The organism is Pseudomonas sp. GNP012 (genome assembly GCF_054343835.1).
Window position 1 is genome coordinate 6186916 of sequence record NZ_JBTGUU010000001.1, and the last position, 16489, is coordinate 6203404.

Consider the following 16489-nt stretch of genomic DNA (forward strand, 5'->3'; position numbering starts at 1 on the left):
CAGGCGGTTCATCACCCCGCTTCCTGTTCCCGTCGATAAGCGTAGGTATCGGCGAAGCGCGAGAGCAGAAACCCGGCGCAGGTGGTGGCCGGGTATTTCGCCGGGTGCAGTGCATCCTGACAACCGGGCAGGCATTCGATGCGGGTATCCGGGTGCGGCTCGGCGAAGAACGGCATGGAGTAACGATCCACGCCCAGGGGGCTGATCACCCGGTGCGGCGTCGACAGGTAACGGTCGTTGCTCCAGCGCGCCATCATGTCGCCGAGGTTGACCACGAACGTACCGTCAATGGGGGGCGCGTCGATCCATTCACCTTTGACGTTGCGTACCTGCAAGCCACCGGCGGCGTCCTGATAGAGCAGGGTGATGCAGCCGTAGTCGGTATGGGCGCCGGCGCCTTGCTGCTCGGTGGAACTGGCCGTGTGACGCGGCGGGTAGTGGATCAGGCGCAACACACTGACCGGGTCATTGAAGCGAGTGTCGAAGAAATCGCGCTCAATGCCCAGCGCAATGGTCATTGCCCGCAACAGCGTTTGTGCGAGGGCCTGCATGTCGACGTAGTGTTGCTCCATCAGCGCTTCCCAACCGGGCAGGGAGGGATGGCGATTGGGGCCGCGCAAGGGTTTTTCCGCCAGTACGTCGGGGTGGTCGGCCGGCAGGTGCAGGCCCATGTCAAAGGTTTCCTTGAGGTCGCTGGGTTTGCTCGGGTCCAACTGTTCGGTGGCGATGGCGCCGTAGCCGCGATGGTGACGGGTCTGGGTGATGTCGATCTTGAGTTTTTCGGCGGTGGGTTGGGCGAAGAAGCGTTTGGCGTGGTCGAGCAGGGCGTCGATGCGCGCGGCACTGATTGGATGGCCCTTGATGTAGAAGAAACCCCACTCGCGGCAGGCGTGGTCGATTTGTGCGGCCACGGCTGGCCAGGCGTTCTGGTCGTCGCTGTAGAGCGGGGCGATGTCGATGATGGGGAGGCTGGTCATGCGCAATCCTTGAAAACACTATGGTTCCAATGTGGGAGCGGGCTTGCTCGCGAAAAGGCAGGTACATCCAACATCTCCGTTGTCTGACAGACCGCATTCGCGAGCAAGCCCGCTCCCACAGGGGGTTGTGTGGTGGTTGAAGTGTTACTTCGGTATTTCCGCCTTCATGCCTTCCACGTAGTAATTCATCGACGCCAGCTCCGCCGTAGTCGCGCTCACGCCCGCCGGGATTTTTTCGACGCCGGCCTGATCCTTGATCGGCCCGGTGAACGGCTGCAGCGTACCGCTCTTGATATTGGCGATGAGCTGTTCGGCTTCGCTTTTCACCGCAGCCGGCACCAGGTCGCTGATCGGCAGCTCAACCGTGCCTTCTTTCAGGCCGCCCCAGTAGTCCTGGGACTTCCAGTCATGATCAAGCAGGCTTTGGGCTGCCTGAATGTAGTGCGGGCCCCAGTCGTTGACGATGGAGGTCAGCACCGCCTTCGGCCCGAAGTGCGCCATGTCCGAAGCGTAGCCCACCGCATACACGCCGCGACGTTCGGCGGCCTGGATTGGCGCCGGGCTGTCGGTGTGCTGGAACACCACGTCGACACCCTGGTCGATCAGTGCGTTGGCGGCATCCGCTTCCTTGCCCGGATCGAACCAGGAATTGACCCACACGACCTTGATTTCGGTACCGGGGTTGTACTTGTTCAAGGCCAGCTGGATGGCGTTGATGTCGCGGATCACTTCCGGGATCGGGAACGAGGCGACATAGCCGATCTTCCTGGTCTTGGTCATCTTCGCAGCGAGGAAGCCACCGACGTAGCGACCCTCGTAGGTGCGTGCCAGGTAGGTGCCGAGGTTCTTGTCCTGTTTGTAGCCGGTGGCGTGTTCGAAGGTCACCTGGGGAAACTGCTTGGCGACTTTCACGGTCGGGTTCATGTAGCCGAAGGAGGTGGTGAAGATCAGGTCGTATTTGTCCTTGGCCATGTTGCGGATCACCCGCTCGGCGTCGGCACCTTCGGCGACGTTCTCTACATAGTTGGTGGTGATCTGCGGGCCGAATTTTTCCGCGAGCTCCTTGCGTCCCTGTTCATGCTGATACGTCCAGCCGTGGTCGCCGATCGGGCCGATGTAAACGAAGCCGACTTTCAGCGGGTCGTTGGCGCTGGCACTCAGGCTGGCGCTCAGGCCGATGGCGGCGGTAACGGCGCAAAGCAGCTTCTTCAACGGACGGTTGTGCATGAATTGGAGCTCCATTTTGTTCTGTGGTTGGCAGGGGCAATGCAAATGGCTGACCAACCGGACAACAAAATCAAAAGATCGCAGCCTTCGGCAGCTCCTGCATGGCTTCGCGTAGCTCTGTAGGAGTGGCCGAAGGCTGCGATCTTTTTCAACACCAGAACCAACGCAGTGCATCTGACCAACCTCACGCCACCCTCTGGTGCGCTAAGGTAAAACGAAACGTTAATGCCACCCTGCAGTCAGTAGCTCATCGGCACCACTCGGCAAAAAGGCTCGCCATGCTCACCACCCTCAAGCAAGAAGGCTTCCTGCTGTTGGCCTTGATCGCCGCGTGCGTGGCCTATCCGCTGGAGCACTGGATGCTGCACAGCGGCCAGGTCATCGCATTGATCAGCGGGCTGGTGCTGATCGTCTTCATCGTCGCCGCCTCCATGCGCGTTGCCCATCAGGCCGAACTGCTGGCGGAGAAGGTCGGTGACCCCTACGGCACGATGATCCTGACCCTGGCCGCCGTGCTGGTGGAAGTGGTGATCCTGGCGATCATGATGAGCAACGAAGCCTCGGCCACGCTGGTGCGCGATACGATCTACTCGGCGGTGATGCTCGACATCAATGGCATCCTTGGCCTCGCAGCGTTGATAGGCGGGCTCAAGCATGGCGAACAGTCCTATAACGACGATTCGGCGCGCAGTTACAGCGTGATGATTCTCACCGCCATGGGTGTCTCGATGGTGGTGCCGGAGTTCATTCCCGAAGCGCGATGGAAGCTCTATTCGGCCTTTACCATCGGCACGATGGTGCTGCTCTACGCCTTGTTCCTGCGCATGCAGGTCGGGCCGCACAGTTATTTTTTCAGCTACAGCTACCCGGACAAGCGCCGCCGGAAGGAGCCTGGCGCAGAGCCGCAGCCGGTCAATCTGGTGCTGAGTATCGGCACCTTGGTGTTCGGGGTGGTGGTGATTGGCGCACTGGCCGAAGTGATGTCCAGTACCCTCGATCTGGGGCTGGAAGGGACGGGGGCACCGCCGGTGATTACGGCGATCCTGGTGGCGGCGATCTCTGCGGCGCCGGAGATCTTGACCGCGTTGCGCGCGGCACTGGCCAATCGCATGCAGTCGGTGGTCAACATCGCCATGGGCGCGTCACTGTCGACGGTGATCCTGACGGTGCCGGTGATGGAGGCGATGGCGCTCTATACCGGCCAGCCATTCCAGATGGCCATGACCCCGGTGCAGACCGTGATGGTGTTTCTCACCCTGATCGTCAGCGCGATCAATCTCAACGACGGCGAAACCAACGCCATCGAAGGCATGACTCATTTCGTGTTGTTTGCGACGTTTATCATGTTGTCGCTGCTGGGACTCTAAGAGCACCGCAAAACCAATGTGGGAGCGGGCTTGCTCGCGAAGGCGGTGTGTCAGTCACATGAATATCGACTGATCCAACGCCTTCGCGAGCAAGCCCGCTCCCACAGTGTCAATCGGCGTTGTGTCAGGTCCCTGCAATCAACTGTCGCGCCGCCTGGCTGTGATCGGCAATCAAGCCCTTCAGATCCAGCCCCTCGACCTGCCCGTCAATCACCCGCCACTTGCCGCCGACCATCACCCGGTCCGCGCGATCGGCGCCGCACAGCAGCAGGGCCGAGACCGGATCATGGCTACCGGAGAAGCGCAGTTCATCGAGCTTGAACAGCGCCAGGTCGGCCTGCTTGCCCACCGCCAGTTCACCGATATCGGTACGGCCCAACAGGCTGGCCGAACCTTTGGTCGCCCAGCCGAGCACGCGTTCCGGGGTGATCTTCTCGGCGCCGTAGCGCAGGCGCTGGATGTACAGGGCCTGGCGCGCTTCGAGCATCATGTTCGAGGCATCGTTGGAGGCCGAACCGTCCACACCCAGGCCCAGCAGGGCGCCGGCGTCAGTCAAATCGATGCTCGGGCAGATGCCCGAGGCCAGGCGCATGTTCGAGCTCGGGCAATGGCAGATACCGGTGCCGGCGGCGCCGAGGCGGGCGATCTCGTCCGGGTTGAAGTGGATTCCATGGGCCAGCCAGGTACGCGGGCCGAGCCAGCCGACGCTGTCCAGATAATCCACGGTGCGCAGGCCGAAGCGTTGCAGGCAGAAATCTTCTTCGTCGAGGGTTTCTGCCAGATGGGTGTGCAGGCGCACGTCGAGTTGGTTCGCCAGTTCGGCGCTGGCCGACATGATTTCCGGGGTCACCGAGAACGGCGAGCACGGTGCCAGGGCGATCTGGATTTGCGCGCCGTCACCGCGTTCGTGGTACTCGGCGATCAGTCTCTGGCTGTCGGCGAGGATCACTTCGCCTTCCTGCACCGTCTGTTGCGGCGGCAGGCCACCGTCCTTTTCGCCGAGGCTCATGGAGCCGCGGGTGAGCATGGCGCGCATGCCCAGTTCGCGAACGCTCTCGACTTGCACGTCGATGGCATTTTCCAGACCTTCCGGAAACAGGTAGTGATGGTCGGCGGCGGTGGTGCAGCCGGACAGCAGCAATTCGGCCAGTGCGACCTTGGTGGCGAGGGCGAGTTTTTCCGGGGTCAGGCGTGCCCAGACCGGGTACAGGGTTTTCAGCCATGGAAACAGCGGCTGATTGACCACCGGCGCCCAGGCGCGGGTCAGGGTTTGATAAAAGTGGTGATGGGTGTTGATCAGGCCCGGCAGGATCACATGCTCGCGGGCATCAAACACTTCATTGCACGGCGCGGATGGTTGCTGGCCTGCGCCGAGCACTTCGACGATCAAGCCGTCTTGCAGCACCAGGCCGCCACGGGCATCGAGACCGTTGGAGGTGAAAATGGCGAGGGGATTTTTTAACCAGGTACGGGTCGCAGGCATGTTGGCCGGCTCCTCTGAAAGTTGGGTTCAGGGTTGCCAGCTCAGTGTTGCCCTGTCTGCTGATCCAGGTTCGCCGGGGAGGCGAGGTGGGCAGTGTCGATCAAAATACCGTTATGGGCAAGCCCGGCCCGACAGGACAACAAAAAACCCTGTGGGAGCGAGCTTGCTCGCGATAGCGGTGTGTCAGTCAAATCGTTGTTGGTTGTGCCGCCGTCATCGCGGGCAAGCCCGCTCCCACAGGGTAGTGTGTTGGCGGTGATTACCAGGGAATGGTCTCACCCCGGTAATTGATGAAGTGATGTCCGCCCTTGCCGACATACGCATTCACCTGATCAACCAGGCCGCGCGTGCTGGTTTCGACGTCGATGTCCGCGCCTTCACCGCCCATGTCGGTCTTCACCCAGCCCGGGTGCAGCGACAGGACAGTGAGCGTTGTATCGCCCAACTGAGTGACGAAGCTGTTGGTCATGGAATTCAGCGCCGCCTTGCTGGCCTTGTACAGCGCCAGCTCCGGCGCATCGGGCATGGTCACGCTGCCCAGCACCGAACTCATGAACGCCAGCACGCCGCTGTCCGGACGGATCTGTTCGACAAAACGCTGGGCCAGGTTGATCGGCGCCACGGCGTTGGTGAAAAACAGCTGGCCGACCTCGGCCATCGTCGCGCCACCGTTGGGTGTCTGGACATCCGGCCCCTTGACCCCGGCATTGACGAACAACAGGTCAAACACCTCACCCTTGAGTTGTTGGCTCAGGGCGGACACCGCGGGCTGATCGTCCATGTCGAGCTTTTCGATCCGCACCTTGCCCAGGGCCTGCAAGGCCTCGGCTTTTTGCGGGTCGCGCACGGTGGCGGTGACTTGCCAGCCATCGGCCAGCAGGGTTTTCACCAGTCCGAGGCCAAGCCCCCGGGAGGCGCCGATGATGAGTGCGGTTTTTGCCTTGGACATGAGTGGCTTCCTTGAAAGTTCAGGATCGTGGATTCAATGGACACTGTTGCCCGAGCCGTTGTTGCAACTCTTCGCGTAACGCGCCGAGTTCGGCCATGCGGGCTTCGATCAGTTTGAGTTTGTCTTGCAGCCGTTGCGTGACGGCGCTGGCCCGGGCTAATTCAACGATGCGTATCATGACGTCTCGAAGGGGCTTGACCTTGGAGCATACTCCAGGCTTTAGCCTTGTTGCTCCCTGAATTGATGGAGCAATGACGATGTGGACTACAACGCAATATCGCCGGTTGGTGCAAGGCAGTGCCTGGTACGACCTGATCGTGACGATGGCGTTTGTCACGCCGTGGAGTTTTGCGGCGTTGCATGGGGTTTTGACTGCGCTGAGCCAGGCGTTGAGTTTGCCGGGTGAGCTGCCACCGTTCGAACCGGTGCACATGTTGATGGCGAACCTGTTGGGCTCGATCGTCTGCGTGTGGGCGGTGCTGCGGATTCGTGATCCGCAGCAGGTTTTCGGACGGTATGACGCCGTGGCCAGATTCCTGTTCTCGGCCTGGCAGGCTTATGCCCTGATCCAGGGGGCGAGTTCATTGCTTGTGGTTTTTCTGGTGTTTGAATTGGCGTGGGGCGTGGCTCAGGTGTTGCCTGTTCGGGCCCCTTCGCGGGCAAGCCCGCTCCCACATGGGATGGGTGTGAACTCGGTCAAATGTGGGAGCGAGCCTGCTCGCGAAGAGGACCGAACAGGCACAGCCTAATGCCCAGCCTGCCACGGCTGCCCCAACGACACCGGCGCATACAACCGTGTCCGCAGCGCATCCCGTGACAACAGCACCAGCACTACTATGGTCGCGACATACGGCAGCATCGCCAGCAGGCTCGACGGAATCGCCAGCCCCAATCCCTGCGCCACCAGGTGCAGGATGCTGGCGAGCCCGAACAGGTACGCGCCGAGCAGCAGGCGCCACACCCGCCAACTGGCGAACACCACCAGCGCCAGGGCAATCCAGCCGCGCCCGGCGCTCATGTTCTCCGCCCACATCGGCGTGTACGCCAGGGACAGATAGGCCCCGGCCAACCCGGCCATCGCGCCACCAAACAACACCGCCAAAGTACGCACTGACAACACCGGCAAGCCCATGGCACTGGCGGCAGCGGGATTTTCCCCGACGGCTTGAATGATCAGCCCGACACGGCTTTTCAGAATGCCCCAGGCCACCAGCGCAAACAGTGCGAACGACAGATAGACCAACAGGTCCTGGGCAAACAGCATCCGCCCGATCAGCGGGATCTGGCTCAGATAGGGAATCGCCAAGGGTTCGAAACCTGCCAGCGGCTTGCCGACCCAGGCGGCACCGACAAAAGTCGACAGGCCCACGCCGAAAATCGTCAGGGCCAGACCGCTGGCCACCTGATTGGCATTGAATACCAGCGCCACCAGAGCAAACAGCGATGACAGAAGCATCCCGGCGAACATCGCCAGCAATACGCCGAGCCACAGGTGCCCGGTGTTGAACGCGACGATGAAACCGATCACCGCGCCAAACAGCATCATGCCTTCCTGGCCCAGGTTGAGGACGCCGCTTTTCTCGCAGATCAGTTCCCCCAGCGCCACCAACAACAACGGCGTACCGCAGCGGACCATGGCGTAGAAAATATTGCTCAGCAGATCGATATCCATCACAACGCTCCTGCGTGTACGGCGGTGGCTTGGGCACGACGGCTCCAGCGCAGGTTCAGGCGCGGCCGGTAGAGAATCAGCACGTCACTGGCAAGCAGGAAAAACAGCATCATGCCCTGGAACAATTGGGTGATCGCTTGCGGCAGGTTCAGGCTCATTTGTGCGCTTTCACCGCCGATGTACAGCAGCGCCATCAACAGGCTGGAAAACAGGATCCCGAGCGGATTCAGGCGGCCGAGAAACGCCACGGTGATCGCCGCATAGCCTTAGCCCGGCGAGACCTGCGGCACCAACTGACCGATCGGCCCGGTGACTTCGCACACACCGGCAAGGCCGGCCAGACCGCCGCTGATCAATAGCGCGAGCCAGATCAGGCGTTTCTCGCGAAAACCGACGAAACCGGCGGCCCGCTTATCCAGCCCGAGCACTTTGATCTGGAAGCCGACAAAGCTTTTCTGCAACAGCACCCACACCGCCACTAATGCCAGCAGGGCGAAATACACCCCGGCGTGAACCCGTCCATCCTCCATCAAGAGCGGCAAGCGGCTGGCATCCCCGAACATCGCTGACTCGGGGAAGTTGAACCCGGCGGGATCCTTCAACGGACCGTGAACGCAGAACAGCAACAGGTTCAGCGCGATGTAGTTGAGCATGATGCTGGTCAGGATTTCATTGGCGTTGAAGCGTGTGCGCAACCACGCCGTCAGGCCGGCCCAGGCAGCACCGGCCAGGGTGCCGGTGAGCAGGATCGCCACCAGCGCCCAGCGGCTTTGCATATCGATGATGTTGACCGCCAGCGCACTGCCGGCCAATGCACCGAGCAGCAGTTGACCTTCGGCACCGATGTTCCAGATGCGCGCCTGGTAGGCGACGGCCAGGCCCAATGCGCACAGCAGAATCGGCAGGGCTTTGACCAACAATTCAGAGACGCCATACAGGTCGCTGACCGGCGCGATCAGCAGCGTATGCAAGGTCAACAGCGGGTCATGCCCGAGCGTGATGAACAACAATGATCCACAGCCCAGGGTCAGCGCAGCCGCCAGCAACGGCGAGCACCACAGCATCAGCCGCGATTGCTGGCCACGGGGTTCAAGAGAAAGCAGCATGTGACACTCCGTTAGCGCGTGGCGGATGCGAGTGATTGAGGGGCAGCGAACTGGCCGGCCATCCAGCCGCCGACATCGCTCAGGCGCGTATCGACCGTGGCGTTCAGTGCCGACAGGCGACCGCTGCACAAGGCGCCAAGGCGGTCGCAGATCTGGAACAGTTCGTCGAGGTCTTCGGAAATCACCAGGATCGCCGCGCCGGCATCGCGCAAGGCAATCAAGGCGCGGTGAATGGTGGCGGCCGCGCCGACGTCCACACCCCAGGTCGGGTGCGCGGCGATCAGGAGTTTGGGTTGCTGAAGGATTTCCCGGCCGAGGATGAATTTCTGCAGGTTGCCGCCGGACAGGCTGCGGGCCGGGGTCTGGCTATCGGGTGTCTTGACCCCGAAACGGCGGATGATTTCCTCGGCCAACACTTCGACTCTACTGCGCCGGATCAGACCCTTACTCACCAATCCTTGCTGGAAAGCGGTCAATAGCGCGTTGTCTGCCAGGCTCAACTCTGGCACCGCGCCATGGCCCAGGCGTTCGGCAGGGACGAAGCTCAGGCCCAGTCTGCGACGTGCGTCGGGGTGTAAATGGGCAACCGGTTCCTGGCCAAAGCACAGGGTTGCGCCTTCGTTGCGATTGAGGCGTTGTTCGCCGCTGAGCAAGGCCAGCAGCTCGTCCTGGCCATTGCCCGCGACACCGGCGATACCGACGATTTCACCGCTGCGCACTTCAAGATTGATGTCCTTGAGCGAGCACCCGAACGGGTCCGGGTTGTGCCAGGACAATCCGCGTACATCAAGGAACGCATCACCCCCGGTCACCTTCGTATAGTTTGCGTTCAGCTGCGCCGCCTCACCGACCATCAGGCGCGCCAGTTGCTGATCCGTACAGTCGGCTGGCACGCAATGTCCGGTCACGCGTCCGCCGCGCAGTACCGTCGCGCTCTGGCACAACGCGCGGACTTCCCCGAGCTTGTGGCTGATGAACAAAATGCTGCAGCCCTCGGCGGCGAGCCGGCGCAGGGTGACGAACAAGTCGTCGGCCTCTTGCGGCGTCAGCACTGAAGTCGGTTCATCGAGAATCAACAGGCGGATGTCCTGCATCAGGCAGCGAATGATTTCCACCCGTTGCCGTTCTCCGATCGACAGGCTGTGGACAAGTCGCTCCGGTTCCAGCGCCATGCCATAGCGTCGCGACACCTCGCGAATCTTCGGCTCAAGTTGTCTGGGTGTGCCTGCCACTGCGCCCATGGCCAGGGCGATGTTCTGCGCCACGCTCAAGGTTTCGAACAGCGAGAAGTGCTGGAACACCATGCCGATGCCCAGGCCTCGCGCCTGGGCCGGGTTGCGCAGGGTTACCCGCTGACCTTGCCAGATCACCTCGCCCGAATCGGCCTGGGTGACGCCGTAGATGATTTTCATCAGCGTGCTTTTGCCCGCGCCGTTTTCCCCAAGCAGGGCATGGATCTCGCCAGGGGCAATGGTCAGGTCGATGGCATCGTTGGCCAGGCAACCGGGGTAGCGTTTGCTGATTCCGCGCAGTTGCAGGCGCGGAACCGGATCCGGGATTGGAGCGTGATTGGGCATGACAGGCTCGGTGCTGTTGGACTTGTGCCTGTGGATAAAGCAATTTTCTGGCCACTCGGTCAGAAAAACTTCGGACTCCTGTGAGTCGGGGCGTTGAGTACGCAGCTTTCAGATGTGCCAAGCAGAGCCCGGCACCACATGGGGGCAAGGGTGCAAATCAAGCCCCGATTTTGCTCGTGGGCTTTTGCTCAAAAAATGATCAATCGACCACAAGCCATACCGTGCATGGTGCCGAGACGGCCATGAACGGGTTATCCACAGATTGCTCCACAGTATTTGTGCGCAAGCTCAAGGCATGGGCATAAGCACTGGGTGGCTTTCTTCTAAAGGTGATAAATCGCCGTAACTGTTTGTTTTTGCTTGAATTTGATGCGCTTGATGGCAGATTGGACGAAAATTGAGCAAAGTCCGCAAAGCCGCATGACAGAAGGGTTACAGCGGTATGTGCTCAGGTTATCCACAGCCGGGTGCACAGCAGATGTGGGCAAATATGGAATAAGTGGAAAAGCGGCGTGCCCCAAAAGATCGCAGCACGATTCCGTGTAGGAGCTGCCGAAGGCTACGATCTTTTGCGCTTGTTTTCAGCGCTGCAAGAGAATACGTCCACGACTCAAATCGGCCAGCTGTGACTGCAAGGTATCGATCTGCGCATCGCCTACCGCCAACTGCAACTCGACACCATTGGCGGTGAAGCTTTCATCCACAACCAGTCCACCTGCCTCCGCCACCCGCAGCTTGACCAACGCCAACTCGGCAAACCCGCAAGCGCATCGCAACGGCACCCGGCTGATCAACTCAACCTTTGGCGCCGCTTGCAGGCATTTGTTCGCACCGCCGCCATAGGCCCGGGCGAGACCACCGGTGCCCAGTTGGATGCCGCCGTACCAGCGAATCACCAGCACCGCGACCTGATCGCAATCCTGTGCCTCTATCGCCGCCAGAATCGGCCGACCTGCCGTGCCACCGGGTTCGCCATCATCGGTGCTGCGATATTGATCGCCGAGCTTCCACGCCCAGCAGTTGTGCGAGGCATTCAAGTCACTGTGCTGTTCAATGAACGCCTGGGCCTCGGCCGGGCTGGATATCGGCGCGGCGAAGGTGGTGAAGCGGCTCTTGCGAATCTCTTCGCGGTATTCGCAAAAACCGCTGAGGGTAAAAGGCATACGTACCTGAATGGCTATTTAAATGGCAGGTTTCAGGCCGCAGCCCTTGAGAATGATGCGGATCAGGTTGTCCCCGGCGTCTTCCATGTCTTGCCTGGTCAACCTGGTGCGCCCGGTGACGCGGCAGATCTGCGTGGCGAAGTCGGCGTAATGCTGGGTGCTGCCCCACAGCAGGAAGATCAGGTGCACCGGATCGACCGGGTCCATTTTACCGGCGTCGACCCAGGCCTGGAACACACCCGCACGGCCCTGGAACCAGGCGCGATAGTCCTGGTTGAAATACTCGGTCAGGCACTCACCGCCACTGATGACTTCCATGGCGAAAATCCGCGAGGCTTGCGGCTGGCGGCGGGAGAACTCCATTTTCGCGCGAATGTAACGGGTCAAGGCCTCGGTCGGATCATCCTCGGCGGTGAGGGTGTTGAAGGTGCTGTCCCACAACTCGATGATGTTGCTCAGCACCGCCACGTACAAACCGAGCTTGTTGGTGAAGTAGTAATGCAGGTTTGCCTTGGGCAGCCCGGCGTTCTGGGCGATGGTGTTCATGCTCGTGCCTTTGTACCCGTGACGGGCGAACTCGTCTTCGGCGGCTTTGATGATGGTCTCTTCGTTCTTCTGACGAATGCGGCTGACGGGTTTTGCGCCGTGGGCTGGGACTTCAAAGGTCATAAGCACTTCCGAACTGGTGGGTGGGACGGCCAGTGCGTTGATAGCGTACCCACCGACTTCAGACAAGTCCTCACACAATAAAACCCTACACCGCAATCTACTGTGGGAGCGGGCTTGCTCGCGAAGGCGGTGTATCAAACAACATTGATGCTGGATGTACCGGCCTCTTCGCGAGCAAGCCCGCTCCCACAGGTTTCTGTAATCCAAAATTTCAACGCGTCGCGGCCAGGCTCTCGAGAAAGCTCTCCAGCACCAGATGCGGGCGACGCCCCTTGCGTGTGACCGAGGCCAGGCTCAGGTCATAGAAGCGCGTTTTGGCTTTCAACGCTCGCAACCGGCCCTGCTGTACCCAAAGACTCGCATAGTGATCCGGCAGGTAACCGATATAGCGTCCGGTCAGGATCAGGAACGCCATGCCTTCGCGGTCCGAGGCGCTGGCGGTGCAATTGAGCGCCTGGTAGTGGGCCTGGATCTCCGCTGGCAATCGAAAGGTGGGTGCGATGGCGTCCTGACTGTTCAGGCGCTCGTCGTCCAGTTGTTTGTCGTCGACATAAAACAGCGGATGGCCGACCGCGCAATACAGCAGCGAGCGTTCGCTATACAGCGGTTGATACTCCAGCCCCGACAGTGCGCTTGCCTGCGGCACCACGCCGACGTGCAGACGGCCGTCGAGTACGCCTTGTTCGACCTCATTGGGCGCGATCATGCGGATCTGGATCTGCACGTCCGGGCCGCGCTCTTTCAATTGCGCGAGGGCATGGGTGATGCGCATGTGGGGCAGGGTGACCAGGTTGTCCGTCAGACCAATGATCAATTCACCACGCAAGTGCTGGTGCAGGCCGTTGACCTCGGTACGGAAGCTTTCCAGCGCACTCAACAGTTGCAACGCCGATTGATAGACCTCGCGACCTTCCTCGGTCAGGGAAAAACCGGCGCGTCCACGTTGGCACAGGCGCAGGCCGAGGCGTTGCTCCAGATCGCTCATCTGCTGGCTGATCGCTGAACGACCAATGCCCAGCACGGTTTCCGCCGCGGAGAAGCCGCCGCATTCCACCACGCTACGAAAGATCCTCAGCAGGCGAATATCAAAGTCGCTGACCTGGGCCAGCGGATCGGGACGGCGAGCGCTCATGCGGGTTACTCAAAGTTTAGTGATTGGCTGACTGAACATTAGAAGAGTTGCATTTCACAGACTTTATCCCCGTGGCAATTTAGCTGCAACAACGGTTTTCAATCCTTACGCCGCTTACTGCCTTGCGAGGTTTTGCCCATGAACTTGCCTGAAAACGCCCCGACTTCGCTGGCCAGCCAGCTCAAGCTCGATGCTCACTGGATGCCTTACACCGCCAACCGCAACTTCCAGCGCGACCCGCGCCTGATCGTTGGCGCCGAAGGCAGCTGGCTGATCGACGACAAGGGGCGCAAGGTGTATGACTCGCTGTCGGGTCTGTGGACCTGTGGCGCCGGGCACACCCGCAAGGAAATCCAGGAAGCGGTCGCCAGGCAACTGGGCACGCTCGATTACTCGCCAGGCTTCCAGTACGGTCATCCGCTGTCGTTCCAGCTGGCCGAGAAAATCACCGACCTGACCCCGGGCAACCTGAACCACGTGTTCTTCACCGACTCGGGTTCCGAGTGTGCTGACACCGCGGTGAAGATGGTCCGTGCCTACTGGCGCTTGAAGGGCCAGTCGACCAAAACCAAGATGATCGGCCGTGCCCGTGGCTACCACGGTGTGAACATCGCGGGCACCAGCCTCGGCGGCGTGAACGGCAACCGCAAATTGTTCGGTCAGGCGATGATGGACGTCGACCACCTGCCGCACACTCTGCTGGCAAGCAACGCCTACTCCCGTGGCATGCCGGAGCAGGGTGGCATCGCCCTGGCTGACGAACTGCTCAAGCTGATCGAGCTGCACGATGCGTCGAACATCGCGGCGGTATTCGTCGAGCCATTGGCCGGTTCAGCTGGTGTGCTGGTTCCACCACAGGGTTACCTCAAGCGTCTGCGTGAAATCTGCGACCAGCACAACATCCTGCTGGTATTCGACGAAGTGATCACCGGTTTCGGCCGTACCGGCACCATGTTCGGCGCCACCACCTTCGGCGTGACCCCGGACCTGATGTGCATTGCCAAGCAAGTCACCAACGGCGCGATCCCGATGGGCGCGGTGATTGCCAGCTCCGAGATCTACCAGACCTTCATGAATCAGCCGACGCCTGAGTACGCGGTTGAATTCCCCCATGGCTACACCTATTCGGCACACCCGGTGGCGTGCGCGGCGGGCCTGGCAGCACTCGACCTGTTGCAAAAGGAAAACCTGGTACAGAGCGTGGCCGAAGTCGCACCGCATTTCGAAAATGCGCTGCACGGCCTCAAAGGCACCAAGAACATTATCGACATCCGCAACTTCGGCCTGGCCGGTGCGATCCAGATCGCTCCACGTGACGGCGATGCGATCGTGCGTCCGTTCGAAGCCGGCATGGCGCTGTGGAAAGCCGGGTTCTATGTCCGCTTCGGCGGCGACACCCTGCAGTTCGGCCCAACCTTCAACAGCAAGCCGCAGGACCTGGATCGTCTGTTCGACGCGGTCGGCGAAGTGCTGGGCAAGATCGACTGATTTCTCCTTCTATATACCTATAAACAACGGGCGTCCGGGAACGGGCGCCTGTGGACAACTTTTCAGGAGCTTCCATGAGCGTTATTCCGCATTTGATCAATGGCGAACTGGTGACCGAGAACGGTCGCGCGGTAGATGTGTTCAACCCGTCTACCGGTCAGGCTATTCACAAGTTGCCGCTGGCGACCCGCGAAACCATCCAGAGCGCCATCGACGCGGCCAAGGCTGCATTCCCGGCCTGGCGCAACACGCCACCGGCCAAGCGTGCCCAGGTGATGTTCCGCTTCAAGCAGCTGCTGGAGCAAAACGAAGCACGTATCGCGCAACTGATCAGCGAAGAGCACGGCAAGACCCTGGAAGATGCTGCTGGTGAATTGAAGCGCGGCATCGAGAACGTCGAGTTCGCTTGCGCGGCTCCGGAAATCCTCAAGGGCGAGTACAGCCGCAACGTCGGCCCGAACATCGATGCCTGGTCTGACTTCCAGCCGTTGGGCGTTGTCGCCGGTATCACGCCGTTCAACTTCCCGGCCATGGTGCCGCTGTGGATGTACCCGCTGGCGATCGTCTGCGGTAACTGTTTCATCCTCAAGCCGTCCGAGCGTGACCCGAGCTCGACGCTGCTGATTGCCCAGTTGCTGCTGGAAGCCGGTTTGCCTAAAGGCGTACTGAGCGTGGTGCACGGCGACAAGACTGCGGTGGATGCGTTGATCGAAGCGCCGGAAGTCAAGGCGCTGAGCTTCGTCGGTTCGACGCCGATTGCCGAATACATCTACTCCGAAGGCACCAAGCGCGGCAAACGCGTTCAGGCCCTGGGTGGTGCGAAGAACCACGCCGTGCTGATGCCGGATGCCGATCTGGATAACGCTGTCAGCGCACTGATGGGCGCGGCTTACGGTTCTTGCGGTGAGCGCTGCATGGCGATCTCCGTGGCCGTGTGTGTCGGTGACCAGGTCGCAGACGCTCTGGTGGCCAAACTGGTTCCGCAAATCCAGGCGCTGAAAATCGGTGCCGGTACTTCTTGCGGCCTGGACATGGGCCCACTGGTGACTGGCCAGGCTCGTGACAAAGTCAGCGGTTATGTAGAAGACGGCGTAGCCGCTGGCGCGACGCTGGTGGTGGATGGTCGTGGCCTGACCGTGGCCGGTCATGAAGAAGGCTTCTTCCTGGGTGGTTGCCTGTTCGACAACGTCACGCCAGAGATGCGTATCTATAAAGAAGAGATCTTCGGGCCGGTGTTGTGCGTTGTTCGGGTCAACAGCCTGGAAGAAGCCATGCAGATGATCAACGACCACGAGTATGGCAACGGCACCTGCATCTTCACCCGTGACGGCGAAGCGGCGCGGTTGTTCTGCGACGAGATCGAAGTCGGCATGGTCGGCGTCAACGTACCGTTGCCGGTGCCGGTCGCCTATCACAGCTTCGGCGGGTGGAAGCGTTCGCTGTTCGGCGACCTGCACGCCTACGGCCCGGATGGCGTGCGTTTCTACACCCGCCGCAAGGCCATCACCCAGCGCTGGCCACAGCGTGCGAGCCATGAAGCTTCGCAGTTCGCGTTCCCTAGCTTGTAAGTAGAAGGGCGTAGAAGGCCGACCCATTGGGTCGGCCTTTTTGGTTTAGGGGCTTTTTGGGCCTATATGACAGATTTGTGAAAATAGGTGTTGACGGCAGATTCTGGAGGC

At 60.9% G+C, this 16489-nt stretch carries 14 protein-coding genes and 1 pseudogene; 4 read left to right on the forward strand and 11 right to left on the reverse strand.

Features of this window, described 5'->3' with window-relative positions; translation table 11 throughout:
• Positions 1-11: 11 nt before the first annotated feature.
• A complete protein-coding gene (locus tag ACXX83_RS27915; RefSeq protein WP_458550140.1) occupies positions 12-977 on the reverse strand; it encodes an isopenicillin N synthase family dioxygenase in 966 nt (321 codons plus the stop codon).
• A gap of 144 nt (positions 978-1121) precedes the next feature.
• Positions 1122-2204, reverse strand: a complete 1083-nt coding sequence (locus ACXX83_RS27920; RefSeq protein ID WP_126049094.1) for a BMP family ABC transporter substrate-binding protein — start codon at positions 2202-2204, stop codon at positions 1122-1124.
• A gap of 278 nt (positions 2205-2482) precedes the next feature.
• Here ACXX83_RS27920 and ACXX83_RS27925 point away from each other — a divergent pair, with 278 nt between their 5' ends.
• Positions 2483-3571: a calcium:cation antiporter gene (locus ACXX83_RS27925; RefSeq protein ID WP_458550141.1), complete on the forward strand. Its 1089-nt coding sequence runs from the start codon at positions 2483-2485 to the stop codon at positions 3569-3571.
• A 124-nt stretch (positions 3572-3695) separates the two neighbouring features.
• On the opposite strand, the gene ACXX83_RS27930 is transcribed toward ACXX83_RS27925, so the two are convergent.
• From ACXX83_RS27930 to ACXX83_RS27940, 3 genes are all read right to left on the reverse strand, one after another.
• The gene (locus ACXX83_RS27930) at positions 3696-5054 is read right to left on the reverse strand and encodes an 8-oxoguanine deaminase (RefSeq protein WP_126049096.1); all 1359 of its coding nucleotides are present in this window, start codon (positions 5052-5054) and stop codon (positions 3696-3698) included.
• 259 nt (positions 5055-5313) lie between these two features.
• Positions 5314-6003, reverse strand: a complete 690-nt coding sequence (locus ACXX83_RS27935) for an SDR family oxidoreductase (RefSeq protein ID WP_458550142.1) — start codon at positions 6001-6003, stop codon at positions 5314-5316.
• A gap of 19 nt (positions 6004-6022) precedes the next feature.
• A complete protein-coding gene (locus ACXX83_RS27940; RefSeq protein ID WP_217837113.1) occupies positions 6023-6181 on the reverse strand; it encodes a hypothetical protein in 159 nt (52 codons plus the stop codon).
• A 79-nt stretch (positions 6182-6260) separates the two neighbouring features.
• Between ACXX83_RS27940 and ACXX83_RS27945 the strand changes: the two genes are divergently transcribed.
• Positions 6261-6752: a hypothetical protein gene (locus ACXX83_RS27945; RefSeq protein WP_458550143.1), complete on the forward strand. Its 492-nt coding sequence runs from the start codon at positions 6261-6263 to the stop codon at positions 6750-6752.
• On the opposite strand, the gene ACXX83_RS27950 is transcribed toward ACXX83_RS27945, so the two are convergent.
• The 6 genes and pseudogenes from ACXX83_RS27950 to ACXX83_RS27975 all read right to left on the reverse strand — a co-directional run bounded on the left by ACXX83_RS27950 (position 6749) and on the right by ACXX83_RS27975 (position 13322).
• A complete protein-coding gene (locus ACXX83_RS27950; protein ID WP_458550144.1) occupies positions 6749-7675 on the reverse strand; it encodes an ABC transporter permease in 927 nt (308 codons plus the stop codon). The two genes, ACXX83_RS27945 and ACXX83_RS27950, sit on opposite strands and share 4 nt — an antisense overlap.
• Positions 7675-8781 (reverse strand): annotated as a pseudogene (locus tag ACXX83_RS27955) (ABC transporter permease). The gene ACXX83_RS27950 and the pseudogene ACXX83_RS27955 overlap by 1 nt, the downstream one beginning before the upstream one ends.
• 11 nt (positions 8782-8792) lie before the next feature.
• Positions 8793-10358: an ABC transporter ATP-binding protein gene (locus tag ACXX83_RS27960; protein ID WP_458550145.1), complete on the reverse strand. Its 1566-nt coding sequence runs from the start codon at positions 10356-10358 to the stop codon at positions 8793-8795.
• Between the two features lie 581 nt (positions 10359-10939).
• Positions 10940-11521: an IMPACT family protein gene (locus ACXX83_RS27965; protein WP_458550146.1), complete on the reverse strand. Its 582-nt coding sequence runs from the start codon at positions 11519-11521 to the stop codon at positions 10940-10942.
• An 18-nt stretch (positions 11522-11539) separates the two neighbouring features.
• On the reverse strand, positions 11540-12190 hold the full coding sequence (locus tag ACXX83_RS27970; protein WP_458550147.1) for a TetR/AcrR family transcriptional regulator: 651 nt from the start codon (positions 12188-12190) through the stop codon (positions 11540-11542).
• Positions 12191-12401: 211 nt separating this feature from the next.
• A complete protein-coding gene (locus ACXX83_RS27975; protein WP_015093347.1) occupies positions 12402-13322 on the reverse strand; it encodes a LysR family transcriptional regulator in 921 nt (306 codons plus the stop codon).
• A 138-nt stretch (positions 13323-13460) separates the two neighbouring features.
• Between ACXX83_RS27975 and aptA the strand changes: the two genes are divergently transcribed.
• Both aptA and ACXX83_RS27985 read left to right on the forward strand, forming a co-directional pair.
• On the forward strand, positions 13461-14810 hold the full coding sequence (gene aptA / locus ACXX83_RS27980) for an omega-aminotransferase AptA (protein ID WP_218482994.1): 1350 nt from the start codon (positions 13461-13463) through the stop codon (positions 14808-14810).
• A 74-nt stretch (positions 14811-14884) separates the two neighbouring features.
• Positions 14885-16378: a CoA-acylating methylmalonate-semialdehyde dehydrogenase gene (locus tag ACXX83_RS27985; RefSeq protein ID WP_458550148.1), complete on the forward strand. Its 1494-nt coding sequence runs from the start codon at positions 14885-14887 to the stop codon at positions 16376-16378.
• Positions 16379-16489 lie beyond the last annotated feature (111 nt).